Source organism: Pseudomonas sp. CC120222-01a, assembly GCF_003097235.1.
Lineage (GTDB): Bacteria > Pseudomonadota > Gammaproteobacteria > Pseudomonadales > Pseudomonadaceae > Aquipseudomonas.
Map to the genome: position 1 here is coordinate 52,292 of NZ_QEQQ01000028.1, position 22,146 is coordinate 74,437.

17 protein-coding genes and 1 pseudogene are annotated in these 22,146 nt (G+C 63.0%); 15 read left to right on the top strand and 3 right to left on the bottom strand.

Annotation, left to right across the window (positions count from 1 at the left end):
- Positions 1 to 26: 26 nt before the first annotated feature.
- The 7 genes from N430_RS25715 (at position 27) to N430_RS25745 (ending at position 7,836) form a co-directional block, all read left to right on the top strand.
- Positions 27 to 551, top strand: a complete 525-nt coding sequence (locus N430_RS25715) for a DUF2059 domain-containing protein (RefSeq protein ID WP_110639590.1) — start codon at positions 27 to 29, stop codon at positions 549 to 551.
- Between the two features lie 10 nt (positions 552 to 561).
- Positions 562 to 858, top strand: a complete 297-nt coding sequence (locus tag N430_RS25720; RefSeq protein WP_110639591.1) for a BolA family transcriptional regulator — start codon at positions 562 to 564, stop codon at positions 856 to 858.
- A 205-nt stretch (positions 859 to 1,063) separates the two neighbouring features.
- Positions 1,064 to 1,996: a rhodanese-related sulfurtransferase gene (locus N430_RS25725; RefSeq protein WP_110639592.1), complete on the top strand. Its 933-nt coding sequence runs from the start codon at positions 1,064 to 1,066 to the stop codon at positions 1,994 to 1,996.
- A gap of 3 nt (positions 1,997 to 1,999) precedes the next feature.
- Positions 2,000 to 2,632 (top strand): DsbA family protein, encoded by a 633-nt coding sequence (locus N430_RS25730; protein ID WP_110639593.1) that lies wholly within the window; start codon positions 2,000 to 2,002, stop codon positions 2,630 to 2,632.
- The gene (locus N430_RS25735) at positions 2,625 to 4,457 is read left to right on the top strand and encodes an ABC transporter ATP-binding protein (protein WP_110639594.1); all 1,833 of its coding nucleotides are present in this window, start codon (positions 2,625 to 2,627) and stop codon (positions 4,455 to 4,457) included. Before N430_RS25730 ends, N430_RS25735 begins: the two co-directional genes overlap by 8 nt.
- A 97-nt stretch (positions 4,458 to 4,554) precedes the next feature.
- Positions 4,555 to 7,011, top strand: a complete 2,457-nt coding sequence (locus N430_RS25740; RefSeq protein WP_110639595.1) for an EAL domain-containing protein — start codon at positions 4,555 to 4,557, stop codon at positions 7,009 to 7,011.
- Positions 7,012 to 7,050: 39 nt separating this feature from the next.
- The gene (locus tag N430_RS25745) at positions 7,051 to 7,836 is read left to right on the top strand and encodes a TenA family transcriptional regulator (RefSeq protein ID WP_110639596.1); all 786 of its coding nucleotides are present in this window, start codon (positions 7,051 to 7,053) and stop codon (positions 7,834 to 7,836) included.
- Between the two features lie 143 nt (positions 7,837 to 7,979).
- On the opposite strand, the gene N430_RS25750 is transcribed toward N430_RS25745, so the two are convergent.
- Genes N430_RS25750 through ubiG form a run of 3 tightly spaced genes read right to left on the bottom strand, consistent with a single transcriptional unit; the run spans position 7,980 to position 10,123 of the window.
- Positions 7,980 to 8,720, bottom strand: a complete 741-nt coding sequence (locus N430_RS25750; protein WP_110639597.1) for a YciK family oxidoreductase — start codon at positions 8,718 to 8,720, stop codon at positions 7,980 to 7,982.
- 30 nt (positions 8,721 to 8,750) lie between these two features.
- Positions 8,751 to 9,422 (bottom strand): N-acetylmuramic acid 6-phosphate phosphatase MupP, encoded by a 672-nt coding sequence (mupP, locus tag N430_RS25755; protein WP_110639598.1) that lies wholly within the window; start codon positions 9,420 to 9,422, stop codon positions 8,751 to 8,753.
- A 2-nt stretch (positions 9,423 to 9,424) separates the two neighbouring features.
- Entirely contained in the window at positions 9,425 to 10,123 is a 699-nt protein-coding gene (gene ubiG / locus N430_RS25760; protein WP_027918179.1) for a bifunctional 2-polyprenyl-6-hydroxyphenol methylase/3-demethylubiquinol 3-O-methyltransferase UbiG, read from the bottom strand.
- A gap of 112 nt (positions 10,124 to 10,235) precedes the next feature.
- On the opposite strand from ubiG, the gene mtnA reads away from it, so the two are divergent.
- The 8 genes and pseudogenes from mtnA to N430_RS25800 all read left to right on the top strand — a co-directional run.
- The gene (mtnA, locus tag N430_RS25765; protein WP_110639599.1) at positions 10,236 to 11,312 is read left to right on the top strand and encodes an S-methyl-5-thioribose-1-phosphate isomerase; all 1,077 of its coding nucleotides are present in this window, start codon (positions 10,236 to 10,238) and stop codon (positions 11,310 to 11,312) included.
- 351 nt (positions 11,313 to 11,663) lie between these two features.
- The gene (gene gyrA, locus N430_RS25770) at positions 11,664 to 14,426 is read left to right on the top strand and encodes a DNA gyrase subunit A (RefSeq protein ID WP_110639600.1); all 2,763 of its coding nucleotides are present in this window, start codon (positions 11,664 to 11,666) and stop codon (positions 14,424 to 14,426) included.
- Positions 14,427 to 14,497: 71 nt separating this feature from the next.
- On the top strand, positions 14,498 to 15,583 hold the full coding sequence (serC, locus tag N430_RS25775) for a 3-phosphoserine/phosphohydroxythreonine transaminase (protein ID WP_110639602.1): 1,086 nt from the start codon (positions 14,498 to 14,500) through the stop codon (positions 15,581 to 15,583).
- On the top strand, positions 15,583 to 16,677 hold the full coding sequence (gene pheA, locus N430_RS25780) for a prephenate dehydratase (RefSeq protein WP_085675434.1): 1,095 nt from the start codon (positions 15,583 to 15,585) through the stop codon (positions 16,675 to 16,677). Before serC ends, pheA begins: the two co-directional genes overlap by 1 nt.
- Before the next feature lie 194 nt (positions 16,678 to 16,871).
- The gene (locus N430_RS25785) at positions 16,872 to 19,079 is read left to right on the top strand and encodes a bifunctional prephenate dehydrogenase/3-phosphoshikimate 1-carboxyvinyltransferase (RefSeq protein ID WP_256592187.1); all 2,208 of its coding nucleotides are present in this window, start codon (positions 16,872 to 16,874) and stop codon (positions 19,077 to 19,079) included.
- Positions 19,076 to 19,762: a (d)CMP kinase gene (cmk, locus tag N430_RS25790; RefSeq protein WP_054886603.1), complete on the top strand. Its 687-nt coding sequence runs from the start codon at positions 19,076 to 19,078 to the stop codon at positions 19,760 to 19,762. The genes N430_RS25785 and cmk overlap by 4 nt, the downstream gene beginning before the upstream one ends.
- A gap of 124 nt (positions 19,763 to 19,886) precedes the next feature.
- Positions 19,887 to 21,563, top strand: a complete 1,677-nt coding sequence (gene rpsA / locus N430_RS25795) for a 30S ribosomal protein S1 (protein WP_012313291.1) — start codon at positions 19,887 to 19,889, stop codon at positions 21,561 to 21,563.
- A 110-nt stretch (positions 21,564 to 21,673) separates the two neighbouring features.
- Positions 21,674 to 22,146 (top strand): annotated as a pseudogene (locus tag N430_RS25800) (IS3 family transposase); the annotation flags it as partial.

The window sequence follows — 22,146 nt, forward strand, 5'->3', positions numbered from 1 at the left end:
CGCCTCCCCCTCCTGAAGGAAATGCAATGACCCGTCTCCGTGTCCTCTGTGCTGCCGTCGCCCTGGCCTGTGCCAGTGGCCAGGTACTCGCTGCCACCCCAAGCCACAACGCAGCCGCCGAGAAATTCCTGACCCTGGCCAATGCCGACAAGCTCGGCACTCCGGTGTACATGCAGGTCCAGCAGATGTTCGCCCAGCGTTTCGCCCAGACCAAAGCCCCGGCCTCCAAGCAGCCGGTGCTCGAGAGCTACCAGGCCAAGGCCAACGCCGCGCTGGACAACGCCATCGGCTGGAACAAGCTGAAGCCAAAGATGGTCGACCTGTACACCCAGACCTTCACCGAGCAGGAGCTCAAGGACCTGGTCAAGTTCTACGAGTCGCCGCTGGGCAAGAAAGTCCTGAAAGAAATGCCCAAGGTCACCCAGCAGTCGGCCCAGCTGACCCAGACCAGCCTGGAACCGGCTGTACCGGTGGTCAACAAGCTGCTCGACGACATGACCAAGGAGCTGGACCCGAACGCAGGCAAGGCCGCCGCCCCGGCCAAGAAGTGAGTCATAGCCGATGAGCATGCAGCAACGCATCGAGCAGCAACTGGCCGCGCTGGCCCCGCAACACCTTGAAGTGCTCAACGAAAGCCACATGCATAGCCGTGGCCAGGAAACCCACTACAAGGCGGTGATCGTCAGCGAGCAGTTTGCCGGGCTCAACAGCGTCAAGCGCCACCAGAAGGTCTACGCCACCATGGGTGAGCTGATGGGCGAGATCCATGCCCTGGCGATTCACACCTACACGGCCGAAGAGTGGGCCAAAGTGGGCGCAGCACCGGCTTCGCCGGTGTGTGCCGGCGGCGGGCACTGAATCCTTTCCGTCGTTCTGGTACAATCCTGCAAAATCCGGGGGCCGCTTTGCGGCCCTTTCGCGACACAAGGCCGCTCCTACAGGAATTCGCATTCCCCTGTAGGAGCGGCCTTGTGTCGCGAAAGGGGCGCAAGGCGCCCCCATGCTTTTTTATGTCAACCACGGTCCGCCCCTTACGAGGGCAACCACCTGGAGATCCACCTGAATGTCCCAAGCTATCGTCGTGGCGGCGCTGTACAAGTTCGTCACCCTGGAAGATTACGTCGAACTGCGTGAGCCGCTGCTCAAGGCCATGCTCGACAACGGCGTCAAAGGCACCTTGCTGCTGGCCCACGAAGGCATCAACGGCACCGTTTCGGCCACCCGCGAGGGCATCGACGGCCTGCTCGCCTGGCTGCGCAACGACCCGCGCCTGGCCGATGTCGACCACAAGGAATCCTACTGCGACGAGCAGCCGTTCTACCGCACCAAGGTCAAGCTGAAGAAAGAGATCGTCACACTCGGCGTGCCGGGCGTCGACCCGAACCAGGCCGTCGGCACCTATGTCGAGCCCAAGGACTGGAACGCCCTGATCAGCGATCCGGAAGTGCTGCTGATCGATACCCGCAACGACTACGAAGTGGCCATTGGTACCTTCAAGGGCGCCATCGACCCGAAGACCGAGACCTTCCGCGAGTTCCCCGAGTACATCAAGGCCAACTTCGACCCGAGCAAGCACAAGAAGGTCGCCATGTTCTGCACCGGTGGCATCCGTTGCGAAAAAGCTTCCAGCTACATGCTCGGTGAAGGCTTCGAGGAGGTCTATCATCTTAAGGGTGGCGTCCTGAAATACTTCGAGGAAGTGCCTCAGGAAGAAAGCCTCTGGGACGGCGACTGCTTCGTCTTCGACAACCGTGTCACGGTGCGCCATGACCTGAGCGAAGGCGAGTATGACCAGTGCCATGCCTGCCGCCACCCGGTCGATGCCAAGGACCGTGAGTCCGAGCACTATTCGCCAGGCGTGAGCTGCCCGCACTGCTGGGACACCCTGAGCGAGAAGACCCGGCGCAGCGCCATCGACCGGCAGAAGCAGATCGAGCTGGCCAAGGCCCGCAACCAGCCACACCCGATTGGTTACAACTATAAAGCCGAGGCTTGAGCCATGACCGCCCGCCTGATCTATGTGATGGACCCGATGTGCTCCTGGTGCTGGGGGTTCGCGCCAGTGGCTGCGGCGCTGATCGCACAGGCCGCCGAGGCGGGCGTCAGCACGCGGCTGGTGCCGGGCGGCCTGCGCAGCGGTGGCAGCGCGCTGGACGGCTCGACCCGCAAGTACATCCTCGAACACTGGCAGGCGGTGGCCGAAGCCACCGGGCAGCCGTTCCGTTTCGAAGGCGCCATGCCTGACGGCTTCGTCTACGACACCGAACCAGCCTGCCGTGCCCTGGTCACTGCCCGCGAGCTGGACGCCGAGCGCGTGTGGCCGCTGCTGGCGCTGATCCAGCGCTCGTTCTACGAGCAGGGCGTGGATGTCACCCGCGCCCCGCAACTGGTCGAGCTGGCCGAGCAGGCCGGCTTCGACCGCGAGCGCTTCGCCCAGCAGTTCGCCAGCCATGACACCCGCGCCGCCACCAGCGCGGACTTCAGCTGGGTACAGGACCTCGGGATCGCCGGCTTCCCGACCCTGCTGGCCGAGCGCAATGGCCAACTGGCGTTGCTGACCAACGGCTACCAGCCGCTGGAAAGCCTGCAGCCCCTGCTTGGCCGCTGGCTACAGCAGGCCGTCTGTGCTTGATCTGCCAGGGTCGCCAGACCCTGTGCCAGGGAAGCCCGCTGCTGTGTCTGATCGCCTGAGCTGGGCGGAAATCCGCCGCCTGGCCCTGCATCACAAGAAAAACCTCTGGACCGCCAATCTGGTCGCCGTACTGGCGGCCTGTTGCAGCGTGCCGATTCCGTTGCTGCTGCCGTTGCTGGTCGACGAAGTGCTGCTGGGCCACGGCGATGCCGCGCTGAAATGGATGAACCACCTGCTGCCAAGCAGCTGGCAAGTGGCGGCCGGCTACATCGGCCTGATGCTGGCGGCCACGCTGAGCCTGCGCCTGGCGGCACTGGCCTTCAACGTGGTGCAGGCCAAGCTGTTCGCCGGGTTGGCCAAGGATATCGTCTACCGCCTGCGCATTCGCCTGATCGAGCGCCTCAAGCGCATCTCGCTCAAGGAATACGAAAGCCTCGGCAGCGGCACCGTGACCACGCACCTGGTCACCGACCTGGATACCCTCGACAAGTTCGTCGGCGAGACCCTCAGCCGCTTCCTGGTGGCCATGCTGACCCTCACCGGCACGGCGGCGATCCTGATCTGGATGCACTGGAAGCTGGCGTTGCTGATCCTGCTGTTCAACCCGCTGGTGATCTACTTCACCGTGCAGTTGGGCAAGCGCGTCAAGCACTTGAAGAAGCTCGAGAACGACAGCACCTCGCGCTTTACCCAGGCGCTGTCGGAAACCCTGGATGCGATCCAGGAGATCCGGGCCGGCAACCGCCAGGGCTATTTCCTCGGCCGCCTCGGCCTGCGCGCCCGTGAAGTGCGCGACTATGCCGTGGAATCGCAATGGAAGAGCGATGCCAGTGGCCGTGCCAGTGGCCTGCTGTTCCAGTTCGGTATCGATATTTTCCGCGCTGCAGCGATGCTGACCGTGCTGTTCTCCGACCTGTCGATCGGCCAGATGCTGGCGGTGTTCAGCTACCTGTGGTTCATGATCGGCCCGGTGGAGCAGCTGCTCAACCTGCAATATGCCTACTACGCCGCCGGCGGCGCGCTGAGCCGGCTCAACGAGCTGCTGTCGCGGGCCGACGAGCCGCAGTACCCGGCCGCCAGCGACCCGTTCGCCGGCCGCGAGACGGTGGGTATCGAAGTACGCGACCTGCGTTTCGCCTATGCCGATGAGCCGGTGCTGGACCAGTTGAACCTGGCCATTGCCCCCGGTGAGAAGGTGGCCATCGTCGGTGCCAGCGGTGGCGGCAAGAGCACCTTGGTGCAGTTGCTGCTGGGCCTGTACAGCGCGCAGGCCGGGACCATCCGCTTTGGCGGTGCCAGCCTGCAGGAAATCGGCCTTGAGACCTTGCGCGAGAACGTCGCAGTGGTGCTGCAGCACCCCTCGCTGTTCAACGACAGCGTGCGCGCCAACCTGACCATGGGGCGCGAATGCAGCGACGAGGCCTGCTGGCAGGCACTGCGTATTGCCCAGCTGGACGCCACCATTGCCGCCTTGCCGCAAGGGCTGGACAGCGTTGTCGGCCGCTCGGGGGTGCGCTTGTCCGGTGGGCAGCGTCAGCGCCTGGCGATTGCCCGCATGGTGCTGGCCGAGCCCAAGGTGGTCATTCTCGATGAGGCCACCTCGGCGCTGGATGCCGCCACCGAGTACAACCTGCACAAGGCACTGGCGCGTTTCCTCAGCGGCCGGACCACGTTGATCATTGCCCACCGCTTGTCGGCGGTGAAGCAGGCCGACCGCGTGCTGGTGTTCGACGGCGGGCATGTGGCCGAGGATGGCGACCATCAGCAGCTGATTGCAGAAGGTGGCTTGTACGCCAAGCTCTATGGGCATCTGCAGCAGACCTGAGTAACCGACAAAATTTCCCTCCAGGTAGATGGCAAATGGCCTACGCTGTGCTTGTCTGGGTTGATTCAAGTCTTATCTGCTCTGCGACAGGGACTAAATGAAGGGAAATCGCACTCAAGAAGCGCCAAGGTTGGTAGGCATCATCTGGCCCTTCATCGCCGTTGTCGTATTCCAGGTGTTGCTGGGTAGCCTCAGCCTATATGCGTTGTCGGCGGTTCGTGCCTACGTGGCCGGTGAAAGCCTTTGGTCCAAGGCACAGAAAGACGCCATCTATTACCTCAACCTGTATGCCGATGACCGCGACGAGCGCACCTATCAGCGCTATCGCCAAGTCATGGCCATCCCCCAGGGCGACCACGAACTGCGTGAACTGCTCGACCAGGCCAGCCCCGACCTGGAAGGTGCCCGCCAGGCCGTGTTGCAGGGTGGCAACCACCCGGACGATGTCGACCGGATCATCTGGTTCTACCGCAATTTCCGCCAGGTCAGCTACATGCAGACGGCGATCGATTACTGGAACATCGGCGATGACTACCTGATCAAGCTCGATGTGCTGGCCAGCGAAATGCACGCGGGTTTCGCAGCAGGGCAAGTCGGCACTGCCCAGCTCGATGACTGGAAGGCGCGTATCGTTGCGATCAACGAAGGCGTCACGCCAGCGGCCAAGGCTTTCAGCGATGCCTTGGGCGAAGGCTCGCGGATGCTGCTGAAGGTGCTGCTGGTCACCAACCTGCTGACCGCGCTGTTCCTAATCACCATCGCCTGGCGCCGTTCGAGCAAGCTGCTGGCCCAGCGCCAGGCCTTCGCCAATGCCCTGCGCGAGGAGAAGGAGCGGGCGCAGATCACCCTCGAGGCGATTGGCGACGCGGTGATCACTGCCGATGTCGAGGGCAATATCGGCTATATGAACCCCGCAGCCGAGCAGCTGACCCACTGGCAGTCCGGCCAGGCGCTGGGCCTGCCACTGGGGGCGCTGTTCAGCCTGCTCGACGAGCAGGAGGAGGGCGCAGGCTGCTCGCTGGTCGAGCAGGTGCTCAGTGGCAGCCTCAAGGGCGGCGCCGAGCATGCCCGGCTGATCCAGCGCCTGGATGGCAGCACGGTATCGGTCAACCTGGTCGGTTCGCCGATCATCAACAATGGCCAGGTGGCCGGTATCGTGCTGGTGCTGCACGACATGACCCAGGAGCGTCAGTACATCGCCAACCTGTCGTGGCAGGCCACCCATGACGCCTTGACTGGCCTGGCCAATCGCCGCGAGTTCGAATACCGCCTGGAACAAGCGCTCAATGGCCTGGTGCGCCAGGCTGGGCGGCATTCGTTGATGTTCCTCGACCTCGACCAGTTCAAGCTGGTCAACGACACTTGCGGCCATGCTGCCGGTGACGAGTTGCTCAGGCACATCTGTGCGGTGCTGCAGTCAGGGTTGCGTGAAGGTGACACCCTGGCGCGCCTGGGCGGCGACGAATTTGGCGTGCTGCTGGAAAACTGCCCGGCCGATCAGTCCGAGCGCATCGCCGAGAACCTGCGCCAGGCCGTGCAGAGCCTGCACTTCGTGTGGAAGGGCAGGCCGTTCGTGACCACCGTCAGCATCGGCCTGGTGCACATGGCGCAGGCTCCGGGCACGCTGGAGGCCTCGCTGCGGGCAGCCGACATGGCCTGCTACATGGCCAAGGAAAAGGGCCGTAACCGCGTGCAGGTGTACCACGCCGACGACAGCGAACTGTCCATGCGCTTTGGCGAAATGGCCTGGATCCAGCGCCTGCATGTGGCCCTGGAGGAAAACCGCTTCTGCCTCTACTGTCAGGAAATCGCTGCGTTGGAAGCCATCGAGGGCCCGGGCCACATCGAGATCCTGCTGCGCCTGCACGACGAAAGCGGTCGCACCATTCTCCCGGACAGCTTCATCCCGGCCGCTGAGCGCTATGGCCTGATGACGGCGCTGGACCGCTGGGTGGTGCGCAGCGTGTTCCAGGTCATCCGCCAATGCCTGGATGAAGGGCGGGACGGGCCGCTGGCGATGTGCGCGATCAATCTTTCGGGGACGAGCATTGGCGACGACAAGTTCCTCGAGTACCTGCAGCGGTTGTTCGTCGAGTATGCCATTCCGCCGCGCATGATCTGCTTCGAGATCACCGAGACCAGTGCCATTGCCAACCTCGGCAGCGCGATCCGCTTCATCAATGAATTGAAGGGGCTGGGTTGCAAGTTCTCCCTGGACGACTTCTGTGCCGGGATGTCGTCATTTGCCTATTTGAAACATTTACCCGTCGACTTCTTGAAGATCGACGGAAGTTTTGTCAAAGATATGCTCGACGACCCGGTTAACCGTGCGATGGTCGAGGTGATCAATCACATCGGCCACGTCATGGGCAAGCGGACCATCGCCGAGTTCGTCGAAACACCGTTGATCGAGCAGGCCTTGCAGGAGATCGGCGTGGATTACGCCCAGGGCTATCTGATTGAACGGCCACAGGTGTTCACCTGTGACAGTCTGCAGCGCCAACGGATTGCTGCGCGGCCCTTGTTGCATCGGGCGCCCGGTACTTTTCGCTGAAAACACGTCCGCAAAATCACAAGGATCAAGGAGCTGAAAGTGATTGATGCATTCGTACGTATCGGGCCCTTGATGGACCCGGCCAGTTACCCCCAGTGGGCCCAGCAACTGATCGAGGATTGCCGTGAAAGCAAGCGCCGGGTGGTCGAACACGAGTTCTACCAGCGCCTGCGTGATGGCCAGTTGCGCCAATCGACCATTCGCCAGTACCTGATCGGTGGCTGGCCGGTAGTCGAGCAGTTTTCCCTGTACATGGCCCATAACCTGACCAAGACCCGCTATGCCCGCCACCCTGGCGAGGACATGGCGCGGCGTTGGCTGATGCGCAACATCCGCGTCGAACTCAACCATGCCGACTATTGGGTGAACTGGTGCCATGCCCATGGCGTGCACCTGCACGACCTGCAGGCGCAGGATGTACCACCGGAACTGAACGGGCTGAACGACTGGTGCTGGCGCGTGTGCACCACCGAGTCGCTGGCGATCGCCATGGCGGCGACGAATTATGCGATCGAGGGGGCGACCGGCGAGTGGTCGGCGGTGGTGTGCGCCGAGGACACCTATGCCATGGGCTTCCCGGAGGATGTACGCAAGCGGGCAATGAAGTGGCTGAAGATGCATGCCCAGTACGATGATGCGCACCCGTGGGAGGCGCTGGAGATCATCTGCACGCTGGCGGGCGAGAACCCGACCCTGGGGCTGCGCAACGAGCTGCGCAAGGCGGTCTGCAAGAGTTATGACTGCATGTACCTGTTCCTGGAGCGGTGCATGCAACTGGAAGGGCGCCAGCAAGGGCGCCTGCGCCCGGCCTTGGCTGCCGGCTGAGGGCCATTGGGGTTGCTGCTCAGCCCTATCGCGACACAAGGTGCTCCCACAGGTACAGCGCAACCCTCAATGATTGCGCTGTACCTGTGGGAGCGGCCTTGTGTCGCGATAGGGCCGCAAAGCGGCCCCGGCAATCTCAAGCCTTACTGCGCGTTGAGCGCCTGCCCATTCACGTCTTTGCTATCCGGCCCCATCAGGTACAGATAGACCGGCATGATCTCTTCCGGCAGCGGATTGTTCTGCGGGTTCTCGCTCGGGTACGCCTGGGCCCGCATCGCCGTGCGCGTGGCGCCCGGGTTGATGCTGTTGGAGCGTACCGGCGCCACGCCCTCCAGCTCGTCGGCCAGGGTCTGCATCAGCCCTTCGGTGGCGAACTTCGATACCCCGTAGGCACCCCAGTACGCCCGGCCCTTGCGCCCGACGCTGCTGGAGGTGAACACCACCGAGGCGTCCTCGGACAGCTTGAGCAGTGGCAGCAGGGTGCTGGTGAGCATGAAGGTGGCGTCGACGTTGATGTGCATCACGCGCATGAAGTTGTCGCCCGACAGCTGCTCCAGCGGCGTACGCGGGCCGATGATCGAGGCGTTGTTGAGCAGGCCGTCGAGGCGGCCGAACTGCTCCTCGATCATCACCGCCAGCTCGTCGTACTGATGGGGCAGGGCGGTTTCCAGGTTGAACGGGATCACCACCGGCTGCGGGTGGCCGGCGGCCTCGATCTGGTCGTAGACCTCGTTGAGGTTGGCTTCGGTCTTGCCCAGCAGCAGCACGGTGGCGCCCAGGGCGGCATAGGCCTTGGCGGCAGCGGCGCCGATGCCGCGGCCGGCACCGGTGACCAGGATGACGCGGCCGGCGAGCAGGCCGGGGCGGGCGGTGTAGTCGAACATGTCAGGTGTCCTTGAAGAGCCTGGGGGAGATCAGCAGCCGCACAGGGCGCTGTCGATCACCTTGCGCAGTTCCAGCGGGTGGTCCACCACCACATCGGCGCCCCAGTTGTTCGGGTTGTCCTCTGGATGAATATAGCCGTAGCGTACCGCGGCCGTACGGGTGCCGGCGTCGCGGCCGGACTCGATGTCGCGCAGGTCGTCGCCGACGAAAAGTACGCTGGCCGGGTCCAGGTCCAGGGTCTTGCAGGCGAGGATCAGCGGCTCCGGGTCGGGCTTGCTGTTCTTCACGTGGTCCGGGCAGATCAGCAGTGCCGAACGCTCGGCCAGGCCCAGTTGCTGCATGATCGGCTCGGCGAAGCGCACCGGCTTGTTGGTCACCACGCCCCACAGCAGGTTGCCCTTTTCGATATCGGCCAGCAGCTCGCCCATGCCGTCGAACAGCTTGCTGTGCACGGCGCAGTCGCGCTGGTAGCGCTCAAGGAATTCCAGGCGCAGGGCCTCGAAGCCTTCGGCCTCGGGGTCCATGGCGAAGGTTGCCGCGACCATGGCGCGGGCGCCGCCGGAAATCACGTCGCGGATCAGCTGGTCATCGATGGCTGGCAGGCCGCGCTCGGCGAGCATGGCCTGGCAGATGGCGATGAAGTCCGGCGCCGTGTCGAGCAGGGTGCCGTCCATGTCGAAGAGTACTGCTCGCAAACGCATGCTCATTCCTCGCGCAGGGTCTGGATCATGTAGTTGACGTCAACGTCGCTGCTCAGTTTGTAGTGCTTGGTCAGCGGGTTGTAGGTCAGGCCGATGATGTCCTTGACTTCAAGGCCGGCGACACGGCTCCAGGCGCCCAGCTCGGACGGGCGGATGAACTTCTTGAAGTCATGGGTGCCGCGCGGCAGCATCTTGAGGATGTACTCGGCGCCGACGATGGCCAGCAGGTAGGCCTTGGGGTTGCGGTTGATGGTCGAGAAGAACACCTGGCCGCCAGGCTTGACCATGCGGTAGCAGGCGCGGATCACCGAAGACGGGTCAGGCACGTGCTCGAGCATCTCCAGGCAGGTGACCACGTCGAACTGCTCGGGCATCTCTTCGGCCAGGGCTTCGGCGGTGATCTGCCGGTATTCGACCTCGACGCCCGACTCCAGCTGGTGCAGCTGCGCTACGGCCAGTGGTGCTTCGCCCATGTCGATGCCGGTGACGGTGGCGCCGCGCAAGGCCATGGCCTCGCTGAGGATGCCGCCGCCGCAGCCGACGTCCAGCACCTTCTTGCCCGCCAGGCCGACACGCTCGTCGATCCAGTTGACGCGCAGCGGGTTGATGTCGTGCAGCGGCTTGAACTCGCTTTCACGGTCCCACCAGCGGTGGGCCAAGGCTTCGAACTTGGCGATTTCGGCGTGGTCGACGTTGCTCATTGAACAATCCTCTGGAACTTGCACTTCAAATGGGGCGCAGTATACCCGAGCGTCTGCGGCCGAGGGTCGCTATAATCGCCGGCTTTTGATATCCGAACGACGGGGAGAGGCAATGCGCGAGCGACTTTTGGCGGCGGAGAAGGTGACCGGGATGCGCTGGCAAGGCGGCGTCCTGCACCTGCTCGACCAGCGCCTGCTGCCGTCGGAAGAACGCTGGCTGACCTGCGACAATGTCGCGCAGGTGGTAGCGGCGATTCGCGACATGGCCGTGCGCGGTGCCGCAGCCATCGGCATTGCCGCGGCCTACGGCCTGGTCCTGGCGCTGGAAGAGCGCCTGGCCCAGGGCGGCGACTGGGAAATGGACCTGGAAGAGGACTTCCTCAGCCTGGCCGAAGCCCGGCCTACCGCGGCCAACCTGTTCTGGGCGCTGAACCGCATGCGCGAGCGCCTGCTGCGAGTGCGTGGCGAAGAGGATGTGCTGGCTGCACTGGAAGCCGAAGCGATTGCCATCCATGAAAGCGACCGCGAGGCCAACCTGACCATGGCCCAGCACGGTATCGAGTTGATCCGTCGCCATCAGGGCAACGAGCAGACCTTGCTGACCTACGGCAACGCCGGCGCCCTGGCCAGTGGTGGTATCGGTACGGCCCTGGGGGTGATTCGCGCCGGTTATCTGGAGGGGATGGTCGAGCGTGTTTATGTCGGCGAGACCCGCCCCTGGCTGCAGGGCTCGCGCCTGACGGCCTGGGAGCTGGCCAACGAGGGCATTCCGGTGACCTTGTGCGCTGACTCGGCGCTGGCCCACCTGATGAAAACCAAAGGGATCACCTGGGTGGTGGTCGGCGCCGATTGCATCGCCGCCAATGGTGATGTGGCGAGCAAGATCGGCACCTACCAGCTGGCCGTCAGCGCCATGCACCATGGCGTGCGCTTCATGGTGGTGGCGCCGAGCACCAGCATCGACCTCAACCTGGCTACCGGCGAGGACATTCCGCTGGAAGAGCGTGAGGCCGACGAATTGCTGGACTACGCCGGCACCCGTGTGGCGCCGCAGGTCGAGGCATTCAACCCGGTGTTCGACGTGACCCCGGCCGACCTGATCGACGTGATCGTCACCGAGCGCGGCATCGTCGAGCGGCCAGATACCGCCAAGCTGGCCCAACTGATGTGTCGCAAGCGCTTGCACTGAGCGCGCACCCTGTGGGAGCGGCCTTGTGTCGCGAAAGGGCCGCGCAGCGGCCCCCGGGATTCCAGCAAGGAAGCAAGAATCGCCGGGGCTGCTGCGCAGCCCTTTCGCGACACAAGGCCGCTCCCACATAGACCGCGCAACGCCTGTACAGATCTCCCCACTGCCCCGCCTTTGTGATAACATCCGGCAGTTTCCAAGACCGCCCACGAAGGCGGCCTTCATTGCGCAGATCCATGCAACAACTCATTGATTTGTCGTAAGTCGTCGCACCCCTATGCGCTGCGGCGGCGAGCTTCGTTCGGCCCTTGATGGAGCTGCGAAGTTTCACCAGAAAAAGGAATCAGGCTTCTCATGGGCGAACTGGCCAAAGAAATCCTCCCGGTCAATATCGAAGACGAACTGAGACAGTCTTACCTCGACTACGCGATGAGCGTGATTGTCGGGCGAGCGCTGCCCGATGCGCGTGATGGCTTGAAGCCCGTGCATCGTCGCGTTCTCTATGCGATGAGCGAACTGGGCAACGACTGGAACAAGCCGTACAAGAAATCCGCCCGTGTGGTCGGTGACGTGATCGGTAAGTACCACCCGCACGGCGACACTGCGGTCTACGACACCATCGTGCGTATGGCCCAGCCGTTCTCGCTGCGTTACCTGCTGGTCGACGGCCAGGGCAACTTCGGTTCGGTCGACGGCGACAACGCCGCAGCCATGCGATACACCGAAGTGCGCATGACCAAGCTGGCCCACGAGCTGCTGTCCGACCTGCACAAAGAGACGGTCGACTGGGTGCCCAACTACGACGGCACCGAGCAGATCCCGGCGGTCATGCCGACCCGTATCCCCAACCTGCTGGTCAACGGTTCCAGCGGTATCGCCGTGGGCATGGCGACCAACATCCCGCCGCACAACCTCGGTGAAGTCATCGACGGTTGCCTGGCGCTGATCGACAATCCTGAAGTCACCATCGATGAACTGATGCAGTTCATCCCGGGTCCGGACTTCCCGACTGCCGGTATCATCAACGGTCGCCAGGGTATCATCGAGGCCTATCGCACCGGCCGTGGCCGCATCTACATGCGCGCCCGCTCCGAGATCGAAGACATCGACAAGGTCGGCGGTCGCCAGCAGATCGTCGTCACCGAGCTGCCGTACCAGCTGAACAAGGCCCGCCTGATCGAGAAGATCGCCGAGCTGGTCAAAGAGAAGAAGATCGAAGGCATCACCGAGCTGCGCGACGAGTCCGACAAGGACGGCATGCGCATCGTCATCGAGCTGCGCCGCGGCGAGGTGCCGGAAGTGGTGCTCAACAACCTCTACCAGCAGACCCAGCTGCAGAGCGTGTTCGGCATCAACGTGGTTGCCCTGGTCGACGGTCGCCCGCGCCTGCTCAACCTCAAGGACCTGCTCGAAGCGTTCGTCCGTCACCGCCGCGAAGTGGTGACCCGCCGTACCGTGTTCGAGCTGCGCAAGGCCCGCGAGCGTGGTCACATCCTTGAAGGCCAGGCGGTCGCGCTGTCCAACATCGACCCGGTCATCGCCCTGATCAAGGCCTCGCCGACCCCGTCCGAAGCCAAGGAAGCGCTGGTGTCCACGCCGTGGGAATCCAGTGCCGTGCAGGTCATGGTCGAGCGCGCCGGCGCCGACTCCTGCCGCCCTGAAGACCTGCCGGAACAGTACGGCCTGCGTGAAGGCAAGTACTACCTGTCGCCGGAGCAGGCCCAGGCCATCCTCGACCTGCGCCTGCACCGCCTGACCGGCCTGGAGCACGAGAAGCTGCTGGCCGAGTACCAGGAGATCCTGGAGCAGATCGGCGAGCTGATCCGCATCCTCAGCAGCGCCCAGCGCCTGATGGAAGTGATCCGCGAAGAGCTTGAAGCGATCCGTGCCGAGTACGGCGATGCCCGCCGCACCGAAATCCTCGACGCCCGTCACGACCTCAACTACGGCGACATGATCCCGGAAGAAGAGCGCGTGGTGACCATCTCCCACGGCGGCTATGCCAAGACCCAGCCGCTGTCCGCCTACCAGGCCCAGCGTCGTGGCGGTAAGGGCAAGTCGGCTACCGGCGTGAAGGACGAGGACTATATCGAGCATCTGCTGGTCGCCAACAGCCACGCCACCCTGCTGCTGTTCTCCAGCAAGGGCAAGGTGTACTGGCTGAAGACCTACGACATCCCTGAAGCGTCGCGCGCCGCCCGTGGCCGCCCGCTGGTCAACCTGCTGCCGCTGGAGGAGGGTGAGCGCATCACCGCCATGCTGCAGATCGACCTCGAGGCCCTGCAGCAGAACGCTGACCCTGAAGAAGAGCTGGAAGACGGTGACGACGGTGTCATCGAAGGCGAAATCGTCGAAGCGGAAGAAATCGACGAAGAAGACGGCGACACCCCTGAGTGGGTGGCTGAGCCGACCGGCGCCTATATCTTCATGGCTACTGCTTCCGGTACCGTCAAGAAGACCCCGCTGGCACAGTTCGCCCGCCCACGCTCCAGCGGCCTGATCGCCCTGAAGCTGAAGGAAGGCGACACCCTGATCGCTGCGGCGATCACCGACGGCGCCAAGGAAGTCATGATGTTCTCCGACGCCGGCAAGGTGATCCGCTTCGCCGAGAGCGTGGTTCGCGAAATGGGCCGTACCGCCCGTGGCGTACGCGGCATGAAGCTGGGCAAGGGCCAGCAGATCATTTCGATGCTGATCCCGGAATCCGGCGCGCAGATCCTCACCGCTTCCGAGCGTGGCTTCGGCAAGCGCACCCCGCTGTCCAAGTTCCCGCGTCGCGGGCGTGGCGGCCAGGGCGTGATCGCCATGGGTACCAAGGGGCGCAACGGTCTGCTGATCGGCGCCATCCAGGTGCAGGAAGGCGAGGAGATCATGCTGATTTCCGACCAGGGCACCCTGGTGCGCACGCGGGTCGGTGAAGTGTCGAGCCTGGGCCGTAACACCCAGGGCGTGACCCTGATCAAGCTGGCCACCGATGAAACCCTGGTGGGCCTGGAGCGTATCCAGGAGCCATCCGAGGACGAACTCGATGATGTGATCGAGACGGACGAGGAGGGCGTCGAGGCTGAAGCGCCGGACGATGAAGCTGCAGGCGCCGAAGAGGCTCCGCAGGAATAAGCAAGCGTGAAACCCGAGCGGGGCGACCAAGGTCGCCCCGTTTGACTGATAAGAGCAGAGCGAGAGTGGATGTGAGCAAACGAGCCTTTAACTTCTGCGCAGGCCCTGCCGCGCTTCCTGACGCTGTGTTGCAGCGTGCCCAGGCCGAAATGCTGGACTGGAACGGCAAGGGCTTGTCGGTGATGGAGATGAGCCATCGCAGCGACGATTACGTGGCTATCGCCGAAAAGGCCGAGCAGGACCTGCGTGACCTGCTGTCCGTCCCCTCCAACTACAAGGTCCTGTTCCTGCAGGGCGGTGCCAGCCAGCAGTTCGCCGAGATTCCGCTGAACCTGCTGCCGGAAAACGGCACTGCCGACTACGTCGAAACCGGCATCTGGTCGAAAAAGGCCATCGAGGAAGCGCGTCGCTTTGGTACCGTCAACGTCGCCGCCAGCGCCAAGCCCTACGATTACCTGGCCATCCCTGGCCAGAACGAGTGGAAGCTGACCAAGAACGCCGCCTACGTCCACTATGCGTCCAACGAGACCATCGGTGGCCTGCAGTTCGACTGGGTTCCGGAAACCGGCGACGTCCCGCTGGTAGTCGACATGTCTTCTGACATCCTCTCGCGTCCGATCGACGTTTCGCAGTACGGCATGATCTACGCCGGTGCGCAGAAGAACATCGGCCCGAGCGGCCTGGTGGTGGTGATCGTCCGTGAAGACCTGATCGGCCGCGCCCGCAGCAGCTGCCCGACCATGCTCGACTACAAGGTCGCAGCCGATAACGGCTCGATGTACAACACCCCGGCCACCTATTCCTGGTACCTCTCGGGCCTGGTGTTCGAGTGGCTCAAGGAGCAGGGTGGCGTCGAGGCCATGGAGCAGCGCAACCGCGCCAAGAAGGACCGCCTGTACGGCTTCATCGACGCCAGCGAGTTCTACACCAACCCGATCGCCCACAACGCCCGTTCGTGGATGAACGTGCCGTTCCGCCTGGCTGACGAGCGCCTGGACAAAGCGTTCCTGGCCGGCGCCGATGCCCGTGGCCTGCTCAACCTCAAGGGCCACCGTTCGGTCGGTGGCATGCGCGCCTCGATCTACAACGCCCTGGGCCTGGAAGCAGTCGAAGGCCTGGTGGCCTACATGGCCGAATTCGAGAAGGAGCACGGCTGATGTCCGAACAGGAACTCAAAGCCCTGCGCGTACGCATCGACAGCCTCGACGAGAAGATCCTCGAGCTGATCAGTGATCGCGCCCGCTGCGCTGAAGAAGTGGCGCGGGTCAAGACCGCCTCCCTGGCCGAAGGCGAAAAGCCGGTGTTCTACCGCCCTGAGCGTGAGGCTGCCGTGCTCAAGCGCGTGATGGAACGCAACAAGGGCCCGCTGGGCAACGAAGAGATGGCGCGGTTGTTCCGCGAAATCATGTCGTCCTGCCTGGCCCTGGAAGAGCCGCTCAAGGTCGCCTACCTCGGCCCGGAAGGTACCTTCACCCAGGCGGCGGCCATGAAGCACTTCGGCCACGCCGTGGTCAGTCGCCCGATGGCGGCCATCGACGAAGTGTTCCGCGAAGTGGCGGCCGGTGCTGTCAACTTCGGCGTGGTGCCGGTGGAAAACTCCACCGAGGGCGCGGTCAGCCACACCCTGGACAGCTTCCTCGAGCACGACATGGTGATCTGCGGTGAGGTCGAGCTGCGCATCCACCATCACCTGCTGGTGGGCGAGAACACCAAGACCAACAGCATCACCCGCATCTATTCCCACGCCCAGTCGCTGGCCCAGTGCCGCAAGTGGCTGGACGCGCACTACCCGAACGTCGAGCGCGTGGCTGTTTCGAGCAACGCCGAGGCGGCCAAGCGGGTCAAGGGCGAGTGGAACTCGGCGGCGATCGCCGGTGACATGGCGGCCAACCTGTATGGCCTGACTCGCCTGGCCGAGAAGATCGAAGACCGCCCGGACAACTCCACGCGCTTCCTGATGATTGGTCAGCAGGAAGTGCCGCCGACCGGCGACGACAAGACCTCGATCATTGTCTCGATGAGCAACAAGCCCGGTGCCCTGCATGAGCTGCTGGTACCGTTCCACGAGAACGGCATCGACCTGACCCGTATCGAAACCCGCCCATCGCGCAGCGGCAAGTGGACCTACGTGTTCTTCATCGACTTTGTCGGCCACCACCGCGACCCGCTGATCAAGGCGGTGCTGGAGAAGATCAGCCAGGAAGCCGTGGCGCTGAAGGTGCTGGGTTCCTATCCAAAGGCAGTGCTTTGATTCAAGGTCCTTGGGGCTGCTTTGCAGCCCTTCGCGGGCTTGCCCGCTCCCACAGGTGTTATGCACATCCCCCTGTGGGAGCGGGCAAGCCCGCGAAGGGGCGCGAAGCGGCCCCAATGGGCCTCACAAACTGCCTAGATTTCTGAACAGGGTTCGCACCAGTGGTAAATGCAGCAAAAACCAAATCCGCGCCAATCATCAATCGCCTGGTCGTGGTCGGCCTCGGCCTGATCGGTGGCTCCTTCGCCAAGGGCCTGCGTGAAAGCGGCCTGTGCCGCGAAGTGGTCGGCGTCGATCTGGATGCCCCATCGCGCAAGCTGGCTGTCGAGCTGGGCGTGGTCGACCGTTGCGAAGATGACCTCGCTGCCGCCTGTATCGGCGCCGACGTCATCCAGCTCGCCGTGCCGATCCTGGCCATGGAAAAGGTCCTGGCTCGTCTGGCTCAGCTTGATCTCGGCAGTGCAGTCATCACCGACGTCGGTAGTGCCAAGGGCAATGTCGTGCGTGAGGCGCGTGCCGTCTTCGGTGAGCGCCTGCCACGCTTCGTGCCCGGTCACCCGATCGCCGGTTCCGAGCAGAGCGGGGTGGAGGCTTCCAACGCCACCCTGTTCCGTCGGCACAAGGTCATCCTCACGCCGCTGGAAGAGACCGACCCGGTCGCCCTAGCCCTGGTTGACCGCCTGTGGCGCGCGCTGGATGCCGATGTCGAGCACATGCCGGTGGAGCGCCACGACGAAGTACTGGCTGCCACCAGTCACCTGCCGCACCTGCTGGCCTTCGGCTTGGTCGATTCGCTTGCCAAGCGCAATGAAAACCTCGACATCTTCCGGTACGCTGCGGGAGGTTTCCGCGACTTCACGCGAATCGCCGGCAGCGACCCGACCATGTGGCACGACATCTTCCTCGCCAACCGCGAGGCTGTCCTGCGTACCCTGGACACATTTCGCAGCGACCTCGACGCCTTGCGCGACGCGGTCGATGCTGGGGACGGGCACCAGCTGCTGGGTGTTTTCACCCGTGCACGCGTTGCCCGCGAGCATTTCAGTAAAATCCTGGCCCGCCGGGCCTATGTGGACGCTATGAACGCCAACGATCTGATTTTCCTGGCCCAACCGGGTGGCCGCCTGACCGGGCGAATCCGCGTACCGGGCGACAAGTCGATTTCCCACCGTTCGATCATGCTCGGCTCGCTGGCCGAAGGCACGACCGAAGTCGAAGGTTTTCTCGAAGGCGAGGACGCCCTGGCGACCCTGCAGGCATTCCGTGACATGGGTGTGGTCATCGAAGGCCCGAACCATGGCCGCGTGACCATCCATGGCGTCGGCCTGCATGGCCTCAAGCCGCCACCGGGTCCGCTGTATGTCGGCAACTCCGGCACTTCGATGCGCCTGCTCTCCGGTCTGCTGGCCGGCCAGCCGTTCGACGTCACCATGACTGGCGACGCCTCGCTGTCCAAGCGCCCGATGAACCGCGTGGCCAACCCGCTGCGCGAAATGGGCGCCGTGGTCGAGACTGGCCCGGATGGCCGTCCGCCGCTGACCATTCGTGGTGGTAGCAAGCTCAAAGCGCTGACCTACACGCTGCCGATGGCCAGTGCCCAGGTCAAATCCTGCCTGCTGCTGGCGGGCCTGTACGCCGAAGGCAAGACCACCGTCACCGAGCCGGCGCCGACCCGTGACCACACCGAGCGCATGCTGCGCGGCTTCGGCTACTCGGTCGAAAGCAACGGCCCGGTTGCTTCGCTGCAGTCCGGCGGCAAGCTCACCGCCACCCGCATCGAAGTGCCGGCAGACATCTCCTCTGCAGCGTTTTTCCTGGTGGCCGCATCCATCGCCGAAGGCTCCGAGCTGGTGCTCGAGCACGTCGGCATCAACCCGACCCGTACCGGCGTGATCGACATCCTGCGCCTGATGGGCGGTGACATCACCCTGGAAAACCAACGTGAAGTTGGCGGCGAGCCTGTAGCCGACCTGCGCGTGCGTGGTGCCAAGCTCAAGGGTATCGACATCCCTGAAGCGCTGGTGCCGCTGGCTATCGACGAGTTCCCGGTGCTGTTCGTCGCCGCTGCCTGCGCCGAAGGGCGTACCGTGTTGCGTGGCGCCGAAGAGCTGCGGGTGAAGGAATCCGACCGCATCCAGGTCATGGCCGACGGCCTGATCACCCTGGGCATCAAATGCGAGCCGACCCCGGATGGCATCATCATCGATGGCGGCCAGCTGGGCGGTGGCGAAGTGCACGGTCACGGCGACCACCGTATCGCCATGGCCTTCAGCGTTGCTTCGCTGCGTGCCAGTGCGCCGATCCGCATCCATGATTGCGCCAACGTCGCCACCTCGTTCCCGAACTTCCTCAAGCTGTGCGCCGATGTGGGTATCCGCGTTGCCGAAGAGGGCAAAGCGTGAACAGCCTGGCACCGGTCATCACCATCGACGGCCCAAGCGGCTCCGGTAAGGGTACGGTCGCCGGGCTGCTGGCCCGCGAGCTCGGTTGGCACCTGCTTGACTCCGGCGCGCTCTACCGTTTGCTGGCCTTCAATGCCAGCAACCACGGCGTCGACCTGACCAACGAAGAGCTGCTGACCAAGCTTGCCGCCCATCTGGATGTGCAGTTCATCGCCGCCCAGCCCGGTAAGCTTCAACAGACCATTCTCGAAGGTGAGGACGTCAGCCAGGTCATTCGTACCGAAACCGTCGGTGCCGGTGCTTCGATGGTCGCCTCGCTGCCAGCGGTGCGTGACGCGCTGCTGGAGCGCCAGCGGGCGTTCCGCGAAATGCCAGGCCTGATCGCAGACGGTCGCGACATGGGCACCGTGGTGTTCCCGGACGCGCCATTGAAGGTCTTCCTCACCGCCAGCGCCGAGGAGCGCGCCCGTCGCCGCTACCTGCAGTTGAAGGGCAAGGGTGAAGATGTTAGTCTGTCGAGTCTGCTAGATGAGATTCGTGCGCGTGATGAACGTGACACCCAGCGTGCAGTGGCCCCGCTGAAACCAGCGGCCGATGCCATTCAGCTGGACTCTACCGAGTTGTCCATCGAGCAGGTGCTGCAACGTATCAGGAGCGAGCTCGCCCAGCGCGACTTGGTCTGATAGCCAGGAGAGCAGGCAGGGGCACCAGTCAACGTCCTGCCGGCTTTCCTTTACTTAAAACAAACCCACATTGTCTGGAATGTGGCGAGGGGCGTCTGTTTCGCCCGAATCTACAGGAATTAAAATGAGCGAAAGCTTTGCAGAACTCTTTGAAGAAAGCCTGAAAACCCTCAATCTTCAGCCGGGTGCCATCATCTCCGGTATCGTTGTCGACATCGACGGCGACTGGGTTACCGTACACGCTGGCCTGAAGTCCGAGGGCGTCATCCCGCTCGAGCAGTTCTACAACGAAGCTGGCGAGCTGACCATCAAGGTCGGTGACGAAGTTCACGTTGCGCTGGACGCGGTCGAAGACGGCTTTGGCGAAACCAAACTGTCCCGTGAAAAAGCCAAGCGCGCCGAGTGCTGGATTGTTCTGGAAGCAGCTTTCGCCGCCGAAGAAGTGGTCAAGGGCGTTATCAACGGTAAGGTTAAGGGCGGCTTCACTGTCGACGTTAACGGCATCCGTGCGTTCCTGCCGGGCTCCCTGGTTGATGTCCGCCCAGTGCGCGACACCACCCACCTGGAAGGCAAAGAGCTGGAATTCAAGGTCATCAAGCTGGACCAGAAGCGCAACAACGTTGTCGTTTCCCGTCGCAGCGTGCTGGAAGCCGAGAACTCCGCCGAGCGCGAAGCCCTGCTGGAAACCCTGCAGGAAGGCCAGCAAGTCAAAGGTATCGTCAAGAACCTCACCGACTACGGCGCATTCGTGGACCTGGGCGGTATCGACGGCCTGCTGCACATCACCGACATGGCTTGGAAGCGCATCAAGCACCCATCGGAAATCGTTAACGTTGGCGACGAAGTCGACGTACGCGTTCTGAAGTTCGACCGTGAGCGCAACCGCGTTTCCCTGGGTCTGAAGCAGATGGGCGAAGATCCGTGGGTCGCTATCACTGCACGTTACCCAGAAGGTACCCGTGTACAGGCTCGCGTTACCAACCTGACCGACTACGGCTGCTTCGCTGAGCTGGAAGAAGGCGTTGAAGGTCTGGTACACGTTTCCGAAATGGACTGGACCAACAAGAACATCCACCCGTCGAAAGTCGTTCAGGTTGGCGACGAAGTGGAAGTTATGGTTCTGGACATCGACGAAGAGCGTCGTCGTATCTCCCTGGGCATCAAGCAGTGCAAGTCCAACCCATGGGAAGACTTCTCCGGCCAGTTCAACAAGGGTGACAAGATCACCGGTACCATCAAGTCGATCACCGACTTCGGTATCTTCATCGGTCTGGACGGCGGCATCGACGGTCTGGTTCACCTGTCCGACATCTCCTGGAACGAAACCGGCGAAGAAGCCGTACGTCGTTTCAAGAAGGGCGACGAGCTGGAAACCGTCATCCTGTCGGTTGACCCAGAGCGCGAGCGCATCTCCCTGGGCATCAAGCAGCTGGAAGACGATCCGTTCTCCAACTTCGTTGCTGTCAACGACAAGGGCGCTATCGTCAAGGGCATCGTGAAAGAAGTTGACGCCAAAGGCGCCATCGTCACCCTGGCCGACGACATCGAAGCCACTCTGAAAGCTTCCGAAATCAGCCGTGACCGCGTTGAAGACGCGCGTAACGTCCTGAAGGAAGGCGAAGAGATCGAAGCCAAGATCATCAGCGTTGACCGCAAATCGCGCGTCATCAGCCTGTCGATCAAGTCGAAAGACGACGCTGAAGAGCGTGAAGCCATCCAGAGCCTGAAAAACGCTCCGGAAGCGGCTGCCGACACCACCATGGCTGCGCTGCTGCGCGAAGCAATGGCCAAGCAGAACTGAGTTCTGTTTGATCGGTAAAAAGGGGTGGCCTTCGGGCCACCCTTTTTTTATGCCTGTGTCCCGTCCTGAATAAGGTTTACACCTCCCATCCCGAATTTCCGGAGAGTCAGATGGATCAAGGTGTAAAGCGCACACAGCGTGATTACTCGCTGTCTTTTAAATTGGCAGTGGTCGATCAGATTGAAAAAGGCGAGCTGACCTGCACCCAGGCCCGGGAGCGGTACGGCATCCAAGGAAAATCTACGGTTCTGGTATGGTTGCGTAAGCACGGTCGGCAGGATTGGAGCCAGGGGGCCTCGATCCGCGACGAGAGGAGCTGCGCGATGTCTGACCCTAAAACGCTCACTCCAGAGCAGCGAATCAAAGAGCTTGAGCAGCAGCTTGAGCTGATGAGCCAGAAGGCTCAGTTCTTTGAGACGGTCGTTGATGTTCTGAAAAATGACTACGGTGTATCGGTCGTAAAAAAGCGATCCGGCAAGTCCTCACGCAAGGTCAAGTCGCAGGACTGAGCATTGCCAGGGCTTGTCAGTTTCTAGGCATCAGTCGACAGGCTTACTACAAGCGCAACCAAGCCGCTGATGAC

What these genes read in the sequence shown, in the direction of transcription:
- N430_RS25715 (WP_110639590.1), top strand. Translation starts at nt 27, where the DNA reads ATGACCCGTCTCCGTGTCCTCTGTGCTGCCGTCGCCCTGGCCTGTGCC.
- N430_RS25720 (WP_110639591.1), top strand. Translation starts at nt 562, where the DNA reads ATGAGCATGCAGCAACGCATCGAGCAGCAACTGGCCGCGCTGGCCCCG.
- N430_RS25725 (WP_110639592.1), top strand. Translation starts at nt 1,064, where the DNA reads ATGTCCCAAGCTATCGTCGTGGCGGCGCTGTACAAGTTCGTCACCCTG.
- N430_RS25730 (WP_110639593.1), top strand. Translation starts at nt 2,000, where the DNA reads ATGACCGCCCGCCTGATCTATGTGATGGACCCGATGTGCTCCTGGTGC.
- N430_RS25740 (WP_110639595.1), top strand. Translation starts at nt 4,555, where the DNA reads ATGAAGGGAAATCGCACTCAAGAAGCGCCAAGGTTGGTAGGCATCATC.
- N430_RS25750 (WP_110639597.1), bottom strand. Translation starts at nt 8,720, where the DNA reads ATGTTCGACTACACCGCCCGCCCCGGCCTGCTCGCCGGCCGCGTCATC.
- mupP (WP_110639598.1), bottom strand. Translation starts at nt 9,422, where the DNA reads ATGCGTTTGCGAGCAGTACTCTTCGACATGGACGGCACCCTGCTCGAC.
- ubiG (WP_027918179.1), bottom strand. Translation starts at nt 10,123, where the DNA reads ATGAGCAACGTCGACCACGCCGAAATCGCCAAGTTCGAAGCCTTGGCC.
- mtnA (WP_110639599.1), top strand. Translation starts at nt 10,236, where the DNA reads ATGCGCGAGCGACTTTTGGCGGCGGAGAAGGTGACCGGGATGCGCTGG.
- gyrA (WP_110639600.1), top strand. Translation starts at nt 11,664, where the DNA reads ATGGGCGAACTGGCCAAAGAAATCCTCCCGGTCAATATCGAAGACGAA.
- pheA (WP_085675434.1), top strand. Translation starts at nt 15,583, where the DNA reads ATGTCCGAACAGGAACTCAAAGCCCTGCGCGTACGCATCGACAGCCTC.
- rpsA (WP_012313291.1), top strand. Translation starts at nt 19,887, where the DNA reads ATGAGCGAAAGCTTTGCAGAACTCTTTGAAGAAAGCCTGAAAACCCTC.